The sequence below is a fragment of the Marinobacterium sp. NO-S09 genome, from assembly GCF_059179545.1.
The window spans coordinates 51,480-71,125 of sequence record NZ_CP168954.1 but is presented as its reverse complement, the minus strand read 5'-3'; the positions used below and the strand labels follow the sequence as shown (position 1 = coordinate 71,125).

At 56.8% G+C, this 19,646-nt stretch carries 19 protein-coding genes; 12 read left to right on the top strand and 7 right to left on the bottom strand.

Annotation, left to right across the window (positions count from 1 at the left end):
• Nucleotides 1-131 precede the first annotated feature (131 nt).
• The 8 genes from O3C79_RS00360 (at nt 132) to O3C79_RS00325 (ending at nt 4,131) form a co-directional block, all read left to right on the top strand.
• Entirely contained in the window at nt 132-374 is a 243-nt protein-coding gene (locus tag O3C79_RS00360; RefSeq protein WP_494384420.1) for a hypothetical protein, read from the top strand.
• Nucleotides 375-473: 99 nt separating this feature from the next.
• Nucleotides 474-749 carry a hypothetical protein gene (locus O3C79_RS00355; protein ID WP_494384419.1) on the top strand — a complete coding sequence of 92 codons (276 nt, stop codon included), beginning with the start codon at nt 474-476 and terminating at the stop codon, nt 747-749.
• 94 nt (nt 750-843) lie between these two features.
• Complete coding sequence (locus O3C79_RS00350) at nt 844-1,062, top strand: VF530 family protein (RefSeq protein WP_010321648.1); 219 nt, start codon at nt 844-846, stop codon at nt 1,060-1,062.
• 17 nt (nt 1,063-1,079) lie between these two features.
• The gene (locus O3C79_RS00345) at nt 1,080-1,499 is read left to right on the top strand and encodes a GNAT family acetyltransferase (RefSeq protein ID WP_494384418.1); all 420 of its coding nucleotides are present in this window, start codon (nt 1,080-1,082) and stop codon (nt 1,497-1,499) included.
• A gap of 63 nt (nt 1,500-1,562) precedes the next feature.
• Nucleotides 1,563-1,850, top strand: coding sequence for a YkgJ family cysteine cluster protein (locus tag O3C79_RS00340; RefSeq protein ID WP_494384417.1), 288 nt, complete (start codon nt 1,563-1,565; stop codon nt 1,848-1,850).
• A gap of 96 nt (nt 1,851-1,946) precedes the next feature.
• Nucleotides 1,947-2,426, top strand: coding sequence for a YehS family protein (locus tag O3C79_RS00335; protein WP_494384416.1), 480 nt, complete (start codon nt 1,947-1,949; stop codon nt 2,424-2,426).
• Nucleotides 2,427-2,515: 89 nt separating this feature from the next.
• Complete coding sequence (locus O3C79_RS00330) at nt 2,516-2,806, top strand: hypothetical protein (protein WP_494384415.1); 291 nt, start codon at nt 2,516-2,518, stop codon at nt 2,804-2,806.
• 383 nt (nt 2,807-3,189) lie between these two features.
• A complete protein-coding gene (locus O3C79_RS00325) occupies nt 3,190-4,131 on the top strand; it encodes a LysR family transcriptional regulator (RefSeq protein ID WP_494384414.1) in 942 nt (313 codons plus the stop codon).
• A 77-nt stretch (nt 4,132-4,208) separates the two neighbouring features.
• Here the strand turns inward: O3C79_RS00325 and O3C79_RS00320 are convergent, their stop codons facing one another.
• From O3C79_RS00320 to O3C79_RS00310, 3 genes are all read right to left on the bottom strand, one after another.
• Complete coding sequence (locus O3C79_RS00320; RefSeq protein ID WP_494384413.1) at nt 4,209-4,880, bottom strand: DUF1028 domain-containing protein; 672 nt, start codon at nt 4,878-4,880, stop codon at nt 4,209-4,211.
• 9 nt (nt 4,881-4,889) lie between these two features.
• Nucleotides 4,890-5,306, bottom strand: a complete 417-nt coding sequence (locus tag O3C79_RS00315) for a RidA family protein (RefSeq protein ID WP_494384412.1) — start codon at nt 5,304-5,306, stop codon at nt 4,890-4,892.
• Nucleotides 5,307-5,375: 69 nt separating this feature from the next.
• Nucleotides 5,376-6,659, bottom strand: a complete 1,284-nt coding sequence (locus tag O3C79_RS00310) for a flavin-containing monooxygenase (protein ID WP_494384411.1) — start codon at nt 6,657-6,659, stop codon at nt 5,376-5,378.
• A 340-nt stretch (nt 6,660-6,999) separates the two neighbouring features.
• On the opposite strand from O3C79_RS00310, the gene O3C79_RS00305 reads away from it, so the two are divergent.
• From O3C79_RS00305 to O3C79_RS00290, 4 genes are all read left to right on the top strand, one after another.
• The gene (locus O3C79_RS00305; protein WP_494384410.1) at nt 7,000-7,938 is read left to right on the top strand and encodes a LysR family transcriptional regulator; all 939 of its coding nucleotides are present in this window, start codon (nt 7,000-7,002) and stop codon (nt 7,936-7,938) included.
• A gap of 212 nt (nt 7,939-8,150) precedes the next feature.
• Nucleotides 8,151-10,001: an aspartate ammonia-lyase gene (aspA, locus tag O3C79_RS00300; protein ID WP_494384409.1), complete on the top strand. Its 1,851-nt coding sequence runs from the start codon at nt 8,151-8,153 to the stop codon at nt 9,999-10,001.
• 23 nt (nt 10,002-10,024) lie between these two features.
• Nucleotides 10,025-11,509: an aldehyde dehydrogenase gene (locus O3C79_RS00295; protein ID WP_494384408.1), complete on the top strand. Its 1,485-nt coding sequence runs from the start codon at nt 10,025-10,027 to the stop codon at nt 11,507-11,509.
• Nucleotides 11,510-11,720: 211 nt separating this feature from the next.
• Nucleotides 11,721-13,802, top strand: a complete 2,082-nt coding sequence (locus O3C79_RS00290) for a molybdopterin-dependent oxidoreductase (protein ID WP_494384407.1) — start codon at nt 11,721-11,723, stop codon at nt 13,800-13,802.
• Nucleotides 13,803-13,881: 79 nt separating this feature from the next.
• On the opposite strand, the gene hisD is transcribed toward O3C79_RS00290, so the two are convergent.
• The 4 genes from hisD to argE all read right to left on the bottom strand — a co-directional run bounded on the left by hisD (nt 13,882) and on the right by argE (nt 19,587).
• Nucleotides 13,882-15,186, bottom strand: a complete 1,305-nt coding sequence (gene hisD / locus O3C79_RS00285) for a histidinol dehydrogenase (RefSeq protein WP_494384406.1) — start codon at nt 15,184-15,186, stop codon at nt 13,882-13,884.
• Between the two features lie 100 nt (nt 15,187-15,286).
• Nucleotides 15,287-16,681 carry an aminotransferase gene (locus O3C79_RS00280; RefSeq protein WP_494384405.1) on the bottom strand — a complete coding sequence of 465 codons (1,395 nt, stop codon included), beginning with the start codon at nt 16,679-16,681 and terminating at the stop codon, nt 15,287-15,289.
• A 194-nt stretch (nt 16,682-16,875) separates the two neighbouring features.
• Complete coding sequence (locus tag O3C79_RS00275) at nt 16,876-18,303, bottom strand: APC family permease (RefSeq protein WP_494384404.1); 1,428 nt, start codon at nt 18,301-18,303, stop codon at nt 16,876-16,878.
• Between the two features lie 126 nt (nt 18,304-18,429).
• The gene (gene argE, locus O3C79_RS00270) at nt 18,430-19,587 is read right to left on the bottom strand and encodes an acetylornithine deacetylase (RefSeq protein ID WP_494384403.1); all 1,158 of its coding nucleotides are present in this window, start codon (nt 19,585-19,587) and stop codon (nt 18,430-18,432) included.
• Nucleotides 19,588-19,646 lie beyond the last annotated feature (59 nt).

The following is a 19,646-nucleotide window of genomic DNA, read 5'->3' as shown; positions in this document are numbered from 1 at the left end:
TTGTAACTGTTCCCAAAGCCGGGTTCCAAACTACACTTCAATGATCGTGTGAAACGCTATTAATTCAGGAGGCCTGATGAGCTACTACTCTCAAGACATCTTCTAGGTATTCACAAACCTGGGAGATAAGAATGTCTGATAAAAACAAAGCAAAAGACCGTGATGAAAATGGTCGTATAAAAAGGAGATACACTCGTAATCATAAACGACTGAAACTCGATTCTGCACCCAAGGGGTGGGTGAACTTGTTCATGACACGCCCGAGGCGGCGTATCGAAAAAGAGCTGTGCCGTCGTTCGGTACGTATGCAAGCTGAGGGCTGTGAGGGTGTTTTCCCTTTGGGAAACCACAAGCCCCATGTTTACTATTTGTGAACTAAATGAAAAGCGTTTATTTATCTGCACAACGCATGGTGGCCTCTACCATGCGTTGCTGACTTATCTGCATAGCATCTGGTTACAAAAGGATTTGTAATGTCTATAAAACTGGGAATCAGTGTATTTGGATGGTTGGTCTACATAATAGTTGCTGCCATCACGCTCGATTCTGTCATTACCAGCTACCGAGAAACATCCACAATTGAGTGGCTGCCACTGGCTATGATTGTCGGTTGCGGTATCTTCGGGCTGTTCATTCAATGGCTGCCTGGCAGGGGCGGAGGCTCGGGTGGCGGTAATGGCGTGATTCTACCCTCAAGTGGTTGGGGTTCAGATGGCGGCTGTGATGGTGGCTCAGGTGGCGGTTGCTAATGGGAAACGGAGAGTGGGTTTTAACCCCACTTCTTTTGTCCCTCCCCACAGAACCGAATAGACTTACAGCCACACACATCAACGGACACCCCTTATGAGCCAGCAACAGCCAAACAACCCTCTGCACGGACTGACCCTGGAGAAGATTCTCACCCGGTTGGTCGAACACTATGGCTGGGATGGCCTCTACGATGAGATCAATGTGAACTGCTTCTACAACGAGCCATCGATCAAGTCGTCACTGAAGTTCCTGCGCAAAACCCAGTGGGCGCGGGATAAGGTGGAAGCGCTTTATCTGCAGACCTTCAACTGATTGCTGGTATGGCTAATATGCAGATTGAGGTTTTTGCAGAGCAACACCGTCAGGCGTTGATTGCGCTCTGGACCGAGTGTGGGCTGGTGGTGCTGCAGAATGACCCCAACAAGGATATCGACCGCAAGCTTCAGGTGGGGGCCGATCTGTTCCTGCTGGGCGTACTGGATGGCGAAGTGGTTGCGTCGGTAATGGGCGGTTATGAAGGTCATCGAGGCTGGATCAATTACCTGGCGGTAAAGCCTTCGCATCAGCGCAAGGGCTATGGACAGGCGATGATGGCGGCAGTGGAAGCCCGGTTGCGCGAGAAGGGCTGTCCCAAGATTAACCTTCAGGTACGCAGCACCAACACGGCGGTGATCGCCTTTTACGATGCGCTGGGTTACGGCAACGATAATGTGGTGGGGTTGGGCAAACGGCTGGAGTCGGATCGGTGACGGCCGGTCAGCTCCAGCCTGTGGATAAACCAACCCTTATGAGTGAGGCTGATAAGCCTGTTGATGACTATACCGATTAAAGATACCTCTACTGACGTTGCCTGCTCGAACTGCAAAGCCTGTTGCTGCCGTCTGGAGGTGTTGATTATCTGCGATGCACCCGTGCCGGAAAAATTCATCTCGCGGGATGAGTATGGCGGTGAGACGATGCTGAGGCTGGACGATGGCTGGTGTGCCGCCTTGGACAGGGACACCTTCATGTGCACGATTTACGAAAACCGGCCCTGGATCTGCCGTGAGTTCGAAATGGGCTCTTACGAGTGCATTGAGGAGCGCACTGCCTGCCTGTAGGCCTGCTTTCAAACGCGCTGGATGGGAATTTGTTAACATCGGCGCAACACCGGTCATCATCGTGATAAGGCCGGGCTCACAAGATCAGGATCTGTTTTGGATAATAATGATGTTTTGCGCCGCCTGCGGTATGCGTTTGATTTTAAAGATCATGCAATGGTCGACATATTCGCGCATGCGGACCATAGCGTAACGGGCAAGCAGGTCAGCGGTTGGCTCAAAAAAGACGACGATGCGCAGTTCATCAAAATGAGCGATAAAGAGCTGGCCATATTCCTGAACGGCTTGATCAACCTGAAGCGTGGCAAACGGGAAGGCGAGCAGCCCGAACCGGAAGAAAAACTGAGCAACAACATGATCTTCCAAAAGCTGCGCATTGCTCTGAACTTGAAAGCGGAAGAGATCATCGACATCTGCAAACTGGCGCAGTTTGGTTTGAGCAAACCCGAACTAAGTTCGTTTTTCCGCAAGCCCGGTGCCCGTAACTACCGCGTGTGCAAGGACCAGATTCTCCGCTACTTCCTGATGGGGCTGCAGATTCATTTGCGCCCGTCTGACACTGAGTCGAAATCATAGAGGAGGTGCGTTGGCTCAAAACCGTGCTCCTGTCTCAAGCTTCAATGTGACGCTTTAATTTCTTCAGTTTTTCACCATCCGAGGTTCGAATGAACGTAGAGAAAGCAAAAAAGCGAATAGCGAAAAAGATCAACCGGGGCTTTAAAGGGTATCCACTGGTATCCCTTGCCTATTTCGGTGAAACACCTGAGCAGGCAACGGAGGTTGCCATCCAGTACATTGAGGAAGAAGGCGCAGAACCCCAGGAGCAGCGTTTTACATCGAAAACGGATGTGCGGGAAGACGAGAGCATCCAAACGGTTCTGTTGAAGATCATAGAAAGAGCCAACGCAAACAGTGTGATTGAGGTAGAAGGGGTTAGTACTGCTACCAGGCCCTGAGTCGCCTGATTGTTGACCTCAACGGTTGTCTGTTCAGTTTGAAACCGGAAAGGAATATTCATCAGCTGGCGTGATGGTCTCAGTGTTCAATAGTGGTTCGGTGGCACTATTTTGGTGCGTAATGGGGTCCGTCCACACTTTCTGAAATACCAAGCGCTTTAATCATACTGTCCGTATTACTCCCAAAGCCCCCTGTTCAGGGGCTTTCAAACTCTTCTTTTGGTTATTCCTGCAACAAAGCTATTCTGGGCAAGCTTATTGCATAGGTTTTTCTATCGAGTGCTTTGTGCAAGATAGGATTTATTAAATCCGGCTGGTTGTCTTGTGAGCAGGAAGCGAAAGCACATCTCTGATCGGTCTGTTAAACAGTTGAAGGTGTGGCAATGAATTTTACTCTCAAGCAGCTCAGGTATTTTGTCTTGGCCGGTGAGCACAGCAGTGTCACCAAGGCCGCGGAGCTGATGTATGTATCCCAGCCCTCTATCTCCTCGGCTATCCATCACCTTGAAGATGTAACCGGACTGCAGCTGTTTATCCGCCACCATGCCCAGGGCCTGACTCTGACGCCGCAAGGCTGGCAGTTCTACCGCAAGGCTAAAAGCCTGCTCAAAGAAGCGGATGAGCTGGCACAGTTTGCCAACAGCCTGGGCAAGGATGTGACCGGTAATCTGAACCTGGTCGGCTTCCCGACCTTCACTTCGATGATGATGCCCAGCATCCTCAAGCAGTTTGTCGAGCGCTACCCTGATGTGAGCGTCAACTGCGATGAAATGCATCAGCGCGATCTGATTCAGGGGCTGCTCAACAGCGATTATGAGCTGGCGATCACCTATGACATGCAGTTGCCGGATGCGATCGAATTCACCCCGCTGATGTCGCTGCCTCCCTATGCGGTGGTGAGTCAGGATCATCCGCTGGCAGATCGGGAGACTGTCTCGTTGAAAGAGCTGGCGGACCTGCCGATGGTGATGCTGGACTGGCCCATGAGCCGTGAATACTTCAACTCCCTGTTCCTGAGCCAGGGGCTGGAAGCCAACTGTGTCTACAAGGCCCACTCGCTGGGTATGGTGCGGGGCATGGTGGCCAATGGCTTTGGCTACTCACTGTTCAATAACCCGGCGGTCAGCAATGTGGCGCTGGACGGGACCCAGTTTGTATCCCTTGAGCTGGAAGAAGATCTGATGCCGCTGAATATGGGCGTTGCGCGGCTGGCGCAGTCCCGACTGACTCCCGCAGGCAATGCCTTTGTGGAAATGCTGAATAGCTATGCTGATCAATTGCAGAGCAACGGTACATTGGAAACCGGTCAGCGCCTGGCATCCTGAAGCCCTGTTCCAAGTGAATGCAAAAAGAAAAACGCCCGTATCCGCGGGCGTTTTTGTGGGGATAACCTGAGCCAGGCTTATTCGTCGCCGGGTACGCCGTAGCTTTCAGCGTTGTCCGGGTCCAGAGCGCGTATGATGTAAGCCTGCATCTGCGGCTGGTAGTTCTTCCATACCATGCGCAGTTCATTGATCGGCTCGATATGCCAGTCAACGCGCAGGTCCACCACCGGCCACTGCGGCTCGGCACACATCAGCAGGCCGGCAGAGTGGACCGGGCCCAGCTCACCACCGGCGGCCAGGCCAGCTTCCAGTGCCTGCAGCAAACGCTCGGCCAGATGGCCTTCGCTGGCTTCAAAGGCTTGGGTCATGGCAGCGGGCACACCTTCGTTTTCCAGCAGGTTGCCCATGGCGATGCAGTTTTTGCCCACGGCGGTTGCGTGCAGGCCCAGAGCCTTCTCGCCACTGAATGTGGTGCCTTCACCCTTGTTGTTAAGCACGCCCAGCTGGCGCCACTGCACGTCGGTATCGGCTTCGCCCAGGGCATCCAGTACGTGTTCGGGTGTCTTGCCTTCGGCCAACAGCTTCAGGCCCAGCGGACCCAGGTCCGGGTTGGTCACGTTCTGGGTCAGGGTGACGCCGGTACCACTGCCCACGAAGGCGCAGCGGCTGGTGACACAGATGCTGGAGGAGCTGATGGCACAGCCCAGCATGCCTGTTTCCGGGCAGAATCCGGCTACGGAAAACGTCATGGTGGCTCCTTATTCGTCGTCCGGGATCACGGCAATCACGTCAATCTCCATCAGCCACTCGGGCTGGGCCAGGCCGGCCACAACCAGACCGGTGGAGATCGGGAATACGCCTTTCAGCCATTTGCCGACTTCACGGTAAACCGGCTCGCGGAAACGCGGATCGGTGATGTAAGTGGTGGTTTTCACTATATGAGACAGGTCGGAACCCGCTTCTTCGAGCAGCTGTTTAACGTTCTTCATTGCCTGCTCGGACTGTGCGCGTGGGTCACCCAGGCCTACCAGATTGCCTTCAAAGTCGGTGCCGACCTGGCCACGAACATAGACGGTGTTACCCGCTTTGACGGCTTGGCAAAGGTCGTTGTCCAGCGTCTGGTTAGGGTAGGTTTCCTTGGTGTTGAACATGCGAATTCGAGTATGTGTAGGCATCGGCATTCTCTCGGGTTGTTGGGTTCCTGGTGAAACAATGCGGCAGGTCTTTCGACCCGCCGCCTACACTCAGCCCTGTTCGGTTTGGCGCTGGGTCGGGTCCTGGTATTCCAGGTATTTGCGCTGGGTCGCGATGTGGTCGGCGATGTGTTTGGCGTCGTGCCATACACCCCAGATGAAGGTAGAACCACGACGGGACAACCAGGGCAGGCCAACAAAGTACACGCCCGGCTCGGTGGAGACGCCACGCTGATGCTGGGGCTTGCCGTTGTCATCAAAGGCATCGACCTGCAGCCAGCTGTAGTCCACGCTGAAGCCGGTGGCCCAAATGATGGTCTTGATACCGGCTTCGGCCAGGTTCAGCTCCAGAATCGGGTTGGTCATGCACTCCGGGTCCGGCAGCATGCGACGTGCTTCCGGCTCTTCCGGCAGGTCCAGACCGTTACGCTCGATGTAGGCGTCAGCTGCATCCAGCAGCTCCAGGTAGTTCTCATCGCCACGCTTGATGTTTTCCACCAGGTTCGGCGCGAACTTGACGTTGCCGTTGTTGAAGCTGTCGGTCAGGCCCACCAGGTTGATGCCCTGGGCGCCCAGCTCACGGAAGTCCACGGTGCCGTTGTTGCCATGCGCACCGGTCACGGCGATGGTGACATGCTCGGTACCCGGCTTCATCGCTTCCAGATCCCACAGACCCAACACACCCAGCCACCAGACAAAGTCACGGTTGCGGTAGGAGCGCGGCGGGCGGTCATGGGCACCGACGGAAAGGTAGACATCCTTGCCGGCACGGTTCAGTTCATCGGCGATCTGGACACCGGAGGAGCCGGCACCGATCACCAGTACACCCCCTTCAGGCAGCTGCTCGGGGTTGCGGTAGTTGGCAGAATGCATCTGCGTGATCTGGTCGTCTTTCGGCGCAATCGGCGGGATAGACGGCTTCTGGAAGGGGCCGGTTGCCGCGACAACACGGTTGGCCTGGATCACGCCTTCAGACGTTTCAACGGTAAAGCCGGGACGGTCGCTGTTGCGGGTGACGCTTTTGACTTCAACACCGGTGCGGATGGGGGCTTCAAACTTCTTTGCGTACTCGACGAAGTAGTCGGCCACTTTTTCCTTGGGGACAAAGTCGTCCGGGCCGAAGCCTTCAAATTCCAGTCCCGGGAAACGGTCATGCCATGCCGGGCCGTTCGCGACCAGTGAGTCCCAGCGCTCTGAACGCCAGCGTTCTGCGATACGGTTTCGCTCCAACACCAGGTGAGGGACACCCAGCTTGTTAAGGTGTTCACTCATGGCTACGCCGGCCTGACCAGCGCCTACAACCAGCGTATCAATCTCTGTTTTTGTAGCTGTCATTTTTGCATCCTGTGTTGCGATTCGGGCCTTCATGGAAAGGGGCGGTTCAGTGAGGCGGGCCAGCCATCCGAGGAGTGGTCAGGCGTGCTTCCTGAGTTGGATTAAGCCTATGGGATGGTTTTGGATTGTTAAAATATTATTAATTTAATGACAGCATTAAAAAAACGAATTCAGCTACGGCGGGGTCTATAGTGCAGAAGTGGAATGTTCAGGCTATCCATGCATAGGTTTTACTGATTCAATTTTCGTCCTGCCATGGGAATCTTTATGCTATAAGTGCAGCTGTTACCGCTGCATAGGCAGGGGCAGGCGGCCACTACAACAATAAGAGACGAAAACCATGCGATTTACTCTTAAGCAGCTTCACTACTTTGTCGCCGCCGGTGACTTCAACAGTGTCACCAAGGCAGCGGAAGCGCTGCATGTATCCCAGCCCTCCATCTCCTCCGCAATCCTGCATCTGGAGGAAGAGACGGGGTTGCAACTGTTTATACGCCATCATGCCCAGGGGTTGTCATTAACTTCGCCGGGGCGACAGTTCATGCGCAAAGCGAAACAGTTGCTGTCTGAAGCCGACGGGCTGGCGCACTACGCCAGTGCCCTGGGCGAAGAGGTGGCGGGCTCAATCAAGATTGCCGGTTTTCCTACTTTCACCCCGATTCTGCTGCCGGGGCTGATCAAGCGTTTCCAGGGTGCCTATCCATCCGCCCGTGTTCAATGTGATGAAATCCACCAGAAGGATATTATTCAGGGCCTCTCCACCGGCAAGTATGAGCTGGCGCTCACCTACGACCTGCAGCTGCCGGCCGAAGTCGAGTTCTATCCGCTGATCGAGTTTCCCCCCTACGCGGTGTTGGGCGTTGATCATCCGCTGGCTAACCAGAAAGAGGTCTCCCTGAAAGAGCTGGCCGAGCATCCGATGGTGCTGCTGGACTGGCCCATGAGCCGGGAATACTTCTTCTCGCTGTTCCTGAGCCTGGGACTGGAGCCGAAATACGCCTACGAAGCCCAGTCCATTGCCATGGTGAGGGGGCTGGTGGGGAATGGCTTCGGCTACTCGCTGGCCAATACGCCGATGGCGAACAATTTGGCGCTGGATGGTACCGAGCTGAGGCAGGTGCCTTTGAAAGAGAACCTGAGGCCGCTGCGCATGGGTGTGGCACGCCTGTCGGATCTGCGGCTTACGCCGGTGGCCGATGCGTTTATCAAGCAGCTGGAAGCCCAGATCCATGAAATGTCTGACGCCATCTTCGCGGCCAACAGTCTGTCCCGCGCTTGAGTGCCTGGCCTGGAGTGGGCCGAACCGCAGTGATCACAACGGTCCCGGCGTTGCATACGAAAAATTAATGCAAACGCAAAATTAATAGTATTTTACAAATATTGGTGCCCTTCTTAGGCTGATTCTCAGGATTTCTCGTGCCGCATGCTCACATTCAGTGTGCGGCAGGACCATTCAGCCTCAAGCGATGCAGCCGCGCATCCGGAACCGATATGAACGCCAATAACAAAAAAACCATCAAGACCGTTCTGCAGTGTGAATCTCTGCCCGACAGCGAGTTCACCTCGTTGCTGGGTCTGAGCCAGCTGAAAGAGCTGAAACGAAGCGCTCGCATCAACCTGGCGCAGCAGCCCGATCATCTGCTGATTCTGCTGGAAGGTGAATGTCAGCTGGAGCTGGACGGTCAAAGTACATGTCTGCAGGCGCCGGTGCTGTGCACCGCGCTGGAGGCCCTCTACCGCAGCATCGAACCGGCCGGCTTGCTGGTTGCCACAGCCCCTGCCCGGGTGTTGATGCTGGACCTGAAGCAGCTGCGAGACTGGCTCCGCCAGCCCGTGGCAGCAGGTGTTCTGATGACGCCGCTGATGAATCTGGCTGCTGCCCGAGACCGGGCGATGGCCCAGCTGAGCGCGGCGAGCGGCGTGCGGCTGGAGAAGGATCTGCTGGGCGAGCGTGAGGTGTCCCGGCAGGCCTATTATGGCGTTCAGACCCTGCGTGCCATGGAAAACTTTGCCATCACCGACATTCAGCTACAGCACTTTCCGCGTCTGGTTACGGCGCTGGCCATGGTTAAAAAGGCTGCGGCACGGGCCAACTTCAAGCTGGGGCTGCTGGATGAACTGCGGGCGAACGCAATCAGTGCCGCCTGCGACGAAATTATCGACGGTCAGTGGCATGATCACTTCGTGGTCGACGTGATTCAGGGCGGGGCAGGCACCTCGACCAACATGAATGCCAATGAGGTGATTGCCAACCGCGCGCTTGAATTGATGGGGCACGCCAAGGGCGAATATCAGCACCTGCACCCCAATAATCACGTCAACCTGTCCCAGTCCACCAATGATGTCTATCCCACGGCCATCCGTCTGGGGATTCTGCTCAGCCATGACGAATATGTGAAAGCCCTGTCGGGGCTCTGCTACGAGCTGAAACAGAAGGCGGTGGAGTTTGCCGATGTGGTGAAAATGGGCCGTACCCAGTTACAGGATGCGGTGCCGATCACCCTGGGGCAGGAGTTTGATGCCTGGTATGCAACACAGAAAGAAGATATCGAAGAAGCCAAGGATGTCCTTGAATACTTCCGCGAGATCAATCTGGGCGCCACCGCCATCGGCACCGGCATCAACAGCGACCCGGAATATTCCAGTCTGGCGATTGAGGAGCTGTCCAACATTTCCGGCAAGGAGCTGGTGCGGGCGCGCAACCTGATCGAAGCCACCTCCGATATGGGCGCTTTTGTCACCTTCTCCAGTGTGCTCAAGCGCAATGCGGTAAAGCTGTCCAAAATGTGCAACGACCTGCGCCTGCTGTCCAGCGGCCCCCGTGCCGGTCTGCAGGAGATCAACCTGCCGCCGATGCAGCCGGGCAGCTCCATCATGCCGGGCAAGGTGAATCCGGTAATACCGGAGATGGTAAACCAGGTCGCTTTCCAGGTGATCGGCAATGACATCACAGTGACGCTGGCGGCCGAAGCGGGCCAGTTGCAGCTGAATGTGATGGAGCCGGTGCTGGCCTTCAACGTGCTGCAGTCCCTGCGTCTGCAGATCCGGGCCATTAACACCCTGTCGTCCAAATGCATCCGCGGTATCACCGCCAATCGTGAGCGCTGTCTGGATCTGGTCAATAACAGTATCGGCATCATCACCGCGCTCAATCCCTATATTGGCTACGATAATGCAAGTCGTATCGCCAAGCAGGCCGTGACCAACGGTGCCAGCGTACGTGATCTGGTGTTGGCCGAGGGGCTGTTGAGCCCGGCTGAACTGGATGAAGTACTCAGCATCGACAACATGACCGCTCCGCGACGCATGCGGAAACAGGCCCAAATAAGTAAAGCCGTCTAATACGGTAGCCAACGGAGTAAAATATGACTGTACAGACCAAAGAGTACTGGCTCTCAAAACAACAGCAGATCGAGCTGAAAACTCAGGCTTTCATAGACGGTGCTTTTGTGAACGCCAGCAACGGCGACACCTATGACACCATTAACCCGGCCACCGGCGAACTGCTGGCCAAGACCGCAGCCTGTACCACGGAAGATGTGGATGCCGCCGTTGCTGCAGGCCGTCGTGTCTTTGAAGCCGGTGACTGGTCCCGTGCCGCGCCGGCGCAGCGCAAGGCCGTGATCAAGAAACTGGCTGCGCTGATCATGGAAAACGTGGAAGAACTGGCGCTGCTGGAAACCCTGAACGTGGGCAAGCCGGTTCAGGACACGCTGAATCTGGATATTCCGGGCTCTGCCGCCTGCTTCGAGTGGTATGCCGAGGCTGTGGATAAACTCTACGGTGAAGTGGCTCCGACCGATGGCAACAACCTGGCCACCATCACCCGCGAGCCGATTGGTGTCGTTGCGGCGATCATTCCCTGGAACTTCCCGCTGGATATCGCGGCCTGGAAACTGGCCCCGGCATTGATCGCCGGTAACTCCGTTATCCTCAAGCCTGCCGAACAGTCTCCGCTGACTGCTTTGCGTGTGGCTGAGCTGGCTAAAGAAGCCGGCCTGCCGGACGGTGTACTGAGCGTGGTAACCGGGCACGGCCAGGTGGTCGGCAAGGCGCTGGGTCTGCACCAGGATGTCGATTGCCTGACGTTCACCGGCTCCACCGCCGTGGCCAAGCTGCTGATGGGCTACTCCGCTGAATCCAACATGAAGCCGGTCTGGCCGGAAACCGGTGGCAAGAGCCCGAACCTGATCTTTGCCGACTGTGATCTGGATGCCGCCGTTGAAAGCGCTGCCATGGGTATCTTCTTCAATCAGGGCGAGGTGTGTTCTGCCAACTCCCGTATCCTGATTCAGAGCAGCATCAAGGACGAGTTTGTCGAGAAATTTGCTGCCAAGGCTCGCTCCATGAAAGTAGGCGATCCGCTGGCGCCGGATACTCAGGTGGGTGCGCTGATCGACAGCAACCAGGCGCGCCGCGTACGCAACTTCATCACCGAAGCGGAGGCCCAGGGGGCCAGCATCCTCACCGGCGGTGTGGGTGATGAAAGCACCAACTATGTGGCACCGACCCTGGTGGATGGTGTGACCGAAGAGATGAACATCGCACGTGATGAAGTGTTCGGGCCGGTGGCGGCGCTGATGAGCTTTGACACCGAAGAGGAAGCCATCGCCATCGCCAACAACTCCATCTATGGCCTGGCGGCATCGGTGTGGACGGAAAGTCTGAAGCGCGCGCACCGCGTCTCCCGCGAGCTGAAAGCCGGTACCGTTTCCGTCAATACCGTAGATGCCCTGGACTTCTGCACACCCTTTGGCGGTTACAAACAGTCCGGCTTCGGCCGCGACCTGTCCCTGCACGCGCTGGACAAGTTTACCCAGCTGAAAACCACCTGGATCAAACTGGGCTGATCCATTCCGGCCACCGACAGCCGTCGGTGGCCGACCAAGCTTGCTAAAAACTTCATCTCATCCGAGGTGTTTGGCTCCATGCGTTGCGTATGGAGCCTTTTTTCGTTTTGGCGGTCGGTGCGGGTGCCGTTTGTTTCAGCCAGTGGCTCCGCTAGACTGTGATCTATCCAAGGCCAGCCGTGCCGGCAACGTGTTCATGAAAGGTATGCTGATGACGAACGGGAAACAGGAAACCAGCCACCACTACGCAGTCTGTCCCCACGACTGCCCATCGACCTGTGCGCTGGAGGTGGAAAAGCTGGCGCCGCAGAAGATCGGGCGTATCCATGGCAGCAAGGCCAATACCTATACCGACGGTGTCATCTGCGCCAAGGTGGCACGCTATGCCGAGCGCGTTCACCATCCCGAACGACTGACACAGCCGATGAAACGTGTCGGTCCCAAAGGCGTGGGACTGGACTCATTCGAGCCCATCAGCTGGGACGAAGCGCTGGACAGCATCGCCACGCGTTTTCAGCAGATCACCGACCAGTTCGGGGCTGAAGCGATCTGGCCATATTTCTACGCCGGTACCATGGGCTGGGCACAGCGCGGGGCGGCACACCGCTTGCGTCATGCATTGGGTTACTCCGGACAGAAGGAAACCATCTGCGTGGCCATCTCCAACGCCGGCTGGAAAGCGGGTGTGGGAGTCGTCCGCGGCGTGGATGCGATGGAGATCGAGGAGAGCGAACTGATTCTGGTCTGGGGCGGTAACCCCGTGCATACCCAGATCAACGTGATGACCCACATTGCCAAGGCGCGCAAGCGGGGTGCCAAGCTGGTGGTGATCGATCCCTATGAAACGCCCACCGCCAAACAGGCAGACCTGCATATCAAGCTCCAGCCCGGCAGCGACGGTGCTCTGGCCTGCGCCATGATGCAGCAGATTCTGGCAGATGGTCTCGATGATCAGGACTACCTGGCCAAGTACAGTGACTTTGACGCTGACATACGTCAGCACCTGAGCACGAAAACACCGGACTGGGCTGCCGCGATTACCGGCGTCAGTGCCGAGCAGATTGTCGACCTTGCCCGCCTCTACGGCCGCACCCGCAAAAGCTACATTCGCGTAGGTTATGGCTTCAGCCGTTCCCGCAACGGGGCGGCCAATATGCATGCGGTCAGTTGTCTGCCTACGCTGACCGGTGCCTGGCAGTATCGGGGCGGCGGTGCACTCTACTCAAATGGCGGGCTCTATCATCAGATTGACCGTACGCCCCTGCATGGTCTGGCCCTGCGTGACCCCAAGGTGCGTATGCTGGACATGTCGCGTATTGGCCCGGTGCTGACCGGTGATCGTGAAGATCTGGGCACAGGCCCCGAGGTCAAGGCGCTGTTTATCCAGAACACCAACCCCATGGCGGTTGCGCCCGAATCGGCGCTGGTGCATCAGGGCTTTATGCGTGATGACCTCTTTGTTGTCGTGCATGAGCAGATGATGACGGAAACGGCGGCCATGGCCGATATTCTGCTGCCGGCGACTACCTTTCTGGAACATGATGATATCTACACGGCCAGTGGCCATACCCATCTTCAGGTGAGCAAGGCAGTGATCGAACCCTACGCCGAGTGTCGCAGCAACCACTGGCTGGTGTGTCAGCTGGCGCAGCGGCTGGGTGTGCGTGACCCTCTGTTTGAGGTGGATGCGCTGGCGCTGGTGGATCAGGCGCTACAGGGAGGTGGTTTGCCCAGCGCGGATGAGATTCACCGTCGCCAGGGTATCGACTGTTCGTTGCCGTTCGAGACGGCGCACTTCCTGGACGGGTTTGGCCATGCGGACAAGCGCTTCCACTTCCGCGCCGACTGGCAGGCATTAGGGGACAGGGAAGGGCGTTTGCCCTCGCTGCCGGACCATGTTGCCTTGATCGATGGGGCGGATGCAGAACATCCTTTCAGGCTGGTAACCGCCCCGGCGCGTACCTTTCTTAATACCAGCTTCACCGAAACTCCGGGGTCACAGCGCAAGGAGAAACGGCCCACCGTCATGCTCCATCCCGAGGATGCGCAAAGTCTGGGTGTGGAAGCCGGTGACCTGATATGCCTGGGCAATCACAAGGGGCAGGTGAAGGTGCATGTGGATCTGTTTGCCGGCGTGCAGCAAGGTGTCGTGATTGTGGAGGGCATCTGGCCCAACAGCGCCTTTGTGGATGGCCGGGGCATAAATACCCTCACCAGCGCAGAAGCGGCAGCCCCTGCCGGCGGTGCGGTGTTCCATGACACCAAGGTGTGGGTAAAGGCGGCAGTGGCATAAAAAAGAGGAGCCACGGGGCTCCTCTGAAAAACGGCAGTCCCGGCTAGATGGCGGGATACTGCCGGGCACTGCTCCGGGCTTAGCGCTTGATACGGTACTCCGCCGAACGCGCATGGGCCGTCAGGCTTTCGCCACGCGCCAGTGAAGACGCTATAGGTCCAATCGCGGACGCGCCTTCAGGGGAGAACATGATCAGTGACGAGCGCTTCTGGAAGTCATACACTCCCAGCGGCGAAGAGAAGCGTGCCGTGCCGGACGTGGGCAACACGTGGTTGGGGCCGGCACAGTAGTCGCCCAGCGCCTCTGCGGTGTAGCGTCCCATGAAGATGGCACCGGCGTGACGGATCAGCGGCAGCAGGGCTTCAGGGTCTTCCACCGACAACTCCAGATGCTCGGGTGCGATACGGTTGTTCAGCTCGGCGGCCTGTTCCAGATTCTCCACCTGAATCAGCGCGGCGCGGTTCTGCAGTGACATTTCGATGATCTCGCGACGTTCCATGGTGGGCAGCAGTTTATTGATGCTGGCTTCCACCTGATCAAGATAGTCCGCATCCGGGCAGATCAGAATCGACTGGGCATCCTCATCGTGCTCCGCCTGGGAGAACAGATCCATGGCGATCCAGTCCGGGTCGGTCTGGCCATCGCAGATCACCAGAATTTCCGATGGACCGGCGATCATATCGATCCCCACAGTGCCGAATACCGCACGCTTGGCCGTGGCCACGAAGATGTTGCCGGGGCCGACGATTTTATCCACACGGGGAACGGTTTGAGTACCGTAGGCCAGTGCGGCAACCGCCTGAGCACCGCCCAGGGTAAACACGCGATTGACTCCGGCCAGTGCCGCAGCCGCCAGCACCAGTTCGTTCAGCACGCCATCCGGCGTTGGCACTACCATGATGATCTCGTCCACACCCGCTACATGGGCCGGAATGGCGTTCATCAATACGGATGATGGATAGGCTGCCTTGCCGCCGGGCACGTAGATGCCGACGCGGTCCATAGGAGTGATCTGCTGGCCCAGCAGGGTGCCATCAGCTTCGGTGTAGCGCCAGGATTCGTCCTTTTGGCGCTGGTGGTAATCACGTACACGCTGAGCAGCTACTTCCAGTGCTTCACGCTGGTCAGCCGGCAGACCAGCCAGCGCCTGCTGCAAACGGGCTTGTCCCAGTTCCAGCTCCTGCATGCTGGTGGCGGAGGTACGGTCAAAGCGGTTGGTGTATTCCACCAGTGCGGCATCGCCTTCGGCGCGAACGCGGGCAATGACTTCGTCGACGATGCGGTTGACCTTGGTGTCAGATACGCTTTCCCAAGCCAGCAGCTGGTCCAGTACCTGATCAAAGTCGGCGGTGTTGCGGTTAAGGCGACGCATATTGAAACTCATACAGGGTCCTCAACGTATGCGCTGAGCGCGGTGTGTTTCGGTATTACAGACAAAAAAGAGGAGCCTTGAGGCTCCTCCTTGATCGTGCAGTGCGGGCTTATCAGAGATAGCCGTCTGCTTTCAGATCTTCCATGGTGGCCAGAATGCTTTCACGCAGGGTGGCGACCAGGAAGTCGACATTCTCTTTGCTCAGTGTCAGAGGCGGAGACAGCACGTTCATGTGTGCCAGCGGACGCACGATCAGGCCGCGTGCCTGGCAGTGGTCGGCGATGCGGTTACCCACGCGCGCGTCCGGGTTGATCAGTTCCTTGGTTTCCTTGTCTGCCACGTTCTCCAGGCACATCATGAACTTGCGTCCACGTACATCACCCACGATCGGCAGGTCGATCAGGGTTTTGACCTGATCTTCGAAGTACTGACCCATATCCTTCACATGGCCGCAGATGTTTTCGCGTTCCATGATCTCGATGTTTTTCACACCCGCGGCACAGCTCACCGGGTGACCGGAGTAGGTGAAACCGTGGGTGAACAGGGCGCCATCCGCCTGCGGCTTGCTGATCACTTCATAGATGTCATCAGACAGAATGGTCGCACCCAGCGGCAGGTAGCCGGAGGTCAGACCCTTGGCGCAGGTGATGATGTCCGGCACGATGCCGAATTCGGCTTCGGATGCGAACATGTGGCCCAGACGACCGAAGGCAGTAACCACCTCGTCGGATACGTACAGGACGCCGTATTTCTTACATACGTCGTAGGTTTTCTTGTGGTAACCCTCGGGCGGAACGATAACGCCGCCGGCACCCATGATCGGCTCGGCGAAGAACGCGGCTACATTGTCCGGGCCCAGTTCCAGAATCTTGTCTTCCAGCTCCTGTACCTTCTCGTCACAGAACTCTTCCAGGCTCTGGCCTGCAGTGCGACGGTAGGGGTTAGGGCAGGAGATGTGGGATACCAGCTGCTCGTCGATATCGAAGCCGATATGGTCGAACTTCACGCCGGTGATCGACATGGCCATATAGGTACTGCCGTGGTAGCCGTCGATGCGTGAAATGATCTTCTTCTTGCTCTTCTTGCCGAGCTGGTTGAAGTAGAAGTGGATGATGCGAACGGCGGTATCGTTGGCAACAGAACCACCACAGCCGTAGAACACGTGGTTCAGGTTGCCCGGTGCCAGCTCAGCCAGTTTGGCTGCCAGTTGGGCAGCCGGCACGGTGGTATGGTGACCAAAACAGGAGTAATACGGAATCTGGCGTACCTGATCGGCAATCGCTTGTGCCATCTCTTCACGGGCATAGCCGATGTTGACGCACCAGAGACCCCCGATACCGTCCAGGTATTCACGTCCTTCGCCATCTTTGACGTGAACGTTATCGCTGTCGGCCAAAACCAGAGAGCCTTCTTCTTTAAAAGTAGAAAAGTCGGTCCATGGATGAATGTAGTGGTCTCTGTCCTGCTGCCACACTTGCTGCATGTCGGTCTTTTGCTTGTTGGGCATTTTCGAGAGTACTCCTGAATTTCTATTATTAGCTGCTTCTCACCTACAAACTTACTGAGAGCTAAGCTATAAATAAAATATAATTTTTTGCTATCTAGGATTATAAAAACTGATCCAAGGGCGTATTAACCAAACGGCCCTTGCCCCAACAATGCGGGGCAAGGGGTAAACAGCCTGAAACAGGTTCGGCCAGGTTATTCCGCGTTCAGTACCTTCTCGATAGGTTCAGGCTTGAACAGATCTTTCTTCATTACCAGCTTCACCCAGATGACGCCAATGATTGAAACAATGCCCAGTACAACGCCGGCTGCAGTGAAGATCTGTGTGGTTAACTCGGGTGCCGGAGAGGCGTAGTAGACACCGTAAGCCATACCGGCAATACCGAGAATCTGCGGCAGCGGGTAGAACGGCGTTTTATAGGGGCGCTTGAGCTCCGGGTAGCGCTTGCGCAGCACCATCACATTGATATGAGTAATGATGTAGGCGAGCAGCCAGGCGATGGCGGCAGAGATCAGCAGCAGGCCAACGGCATCCGGGTTGTTGCCCAGTATCAGCATTGGTATACCCGTGATGGCCGAAACAAACAGTACTGCAACCCAGGGCGTGTTGGTTCCGGGCATGCGCTTTTTCAGCTGCGGAAACGCTTGGCCGTTTTGTGCCATGCCGTAAAGCATGCGCGGAATGGCGGCCAGTGAGGTGTTCACGGTGCTGCAGGTGGCCGTGATGGCTGCCACAGCCAGGAAGATCAGGCCGGCATCACCAAACACGGCCTTGGCGAAGTCGTAATGGGGCAGCGGGGATGCCGCCAGGTCGTCTGCGGGGATGTAGAACAGCGCACCCAGGCAGTAGATGGCAATGGTGGCGAAGATTACGGTAACGCCGATGATCATCGCACGGGGGATATTGCGTTCCGGTTTTTTCGCATCTTCTACCAGCGGGCAGACAAACTCGGCGCCCACATAGCCCCAGATGGCCAGCGCCGTCAGGGTGATCACTTCACTGCCCAGCGGGTTCCAGTTTGAGGTCAGATCGATGCCCTCTGGATGCGGGTTGGCAAAACCGAAGCCGCCAACTGCACTGATGCCGAGCAGCAGCAGGACCACGACCATAATGAAGGCGAGGGCTGACTGCAGTTTGGCGAAGACGTCGATGCCCATCAGGTTGAGGACGGTAAATACCGCCAGCAGGCCAAAGCCAAGCGACATGTGGGGGAATACACCCGGGTAGATCTTGTCGATGATGAAGTCGACCAGCAGGAGTTCCGCCGACAGGGCAAACATGGCGACCACGACATACCCGGAGAATACGGCCAGGATGGCGGGGAAGTGCCCGATGGCCACTTCGGTATAACTACTGAGACTCCCTGCGCGGGGAATCATCAATGAGAGTTCAGAAAAGGAAAATACGTAGGTCAGGGCCAGCAAATAGCCAATGCCAAGGGGGATGATGAAGCCAAGTCCTGCGATACCCGCGCCTTGCAGCATGAGTACCATAACGCCCTGGGAGACGACGAGACCGACGGCAACCGCCAGCAGTGCGCCTAGGCCCAGCACCCGGCTGAAGCCTGTTCGGCTGGACGACTGACTTTCGGTGTCAGCTGTGCATGTTAGGGTTTCAGACATTTTTCGCTCCTGATTCACTTTTTATTGTATACCCTCAGGTGGGTACTTGAAGGTTGGTGGCCGATACGGGCATCTACCCGTTCAGGCCTGGTTGCATCTGTTGTATGTTAAGCCTGCCTCGGCCGGTTATTGGGTGAGTTGTTGCATCAGGCGTGCCATGAAGGTTTCACACTTCTCCAGCTCGCTGACATGAATGAATTCGTCGGGTTTGTGGCCCTGGTCCATGCTGCCGGGACCGCAGACCACGGTGGGGACGCCCAGCACCTGGCTGAACAAGCCGCCTTCGGTACCGAAGTTGATGTTGCCGGCGCTGCTGTCGTCGGTGAGGCGGCGCACAAAAGCGACCACTTCTTCATCATCGGCGGTGCTCAGACCCGGGTATTCCGTGGTGATCTCGATATCGATGGCGCAGTCGGCACTGGTCTGGCGCATTTCTTCCTCCAGACCGTCGGCGTAGGCGCGAAAATCCGCCAGCATGGCGTGTGGATCTTCTGCCGCGATATTGCGGATTTCGAAGACGAAGGAGCAGAGGTTGGGCACGATATTGAGTGCCGTACCGCCCTGAACCGTACCGGTATGTACGGTGCTGTGGGGGATGTCATAGCCGCTCTCGAACGGGCCCAGTTTCTGCTTTTTCTGTGCCAGCTGTTCCAGCCAGGTGATCAGTCGGGCGGCATAGTTCACCGCGTTGACGCCCCTGGGCGCCATGCCGGAGTGACATTCCTTGCCGCGCACGTTGACGCGAGCGGCCAGCTTGCCCTTGTGGGCGGTGACGACCTGCATGCTGGTGGGCTCACCAATGATGCAGATCGCCGGTTTGATCGGGTGTTGTTTCAGGGTATCGATCATGCGGCGTACACCCACACAGCCGATCTCTTCATCGTAGGAGAACGCCAGGTGAATGGGCGTGTGCAGGTCCTGCTTGACGATTTCGGGTACTGCTGCGAGGACCACCGCCATGAAGCCTTTCATATCACTGGTGCCACGCCCGTAAAAGCGACCGTCTTCTTCGCTCAGCGCGTAGGGAGCTTTGTGCCAGTTCTGGCCGGTGACGGGGACCGTGTCGGTATGGCCGGACAACATCACCCCCGCCTTGTCCTGAGGACCCAGGGTGGCGTAGAGGTTGGCCTTGTTTTCTTCCTGATCGTAGATCAGGTGACTCTGGACGCCGTGCTCTTCGAGAAAGGTCTGGATATAGCTCATCAGTGCCAGGTTGGAGTTGGCACTGGTGGTATCGAAACCAATCAGGCTACGAAGAATCTCGAGAGTTAATGCATTCGCCATGTCGCGTCCTGAACTGAGAGTAATAAGTAAGCTTTTATTGAGAACTCAGCATAGGGCGG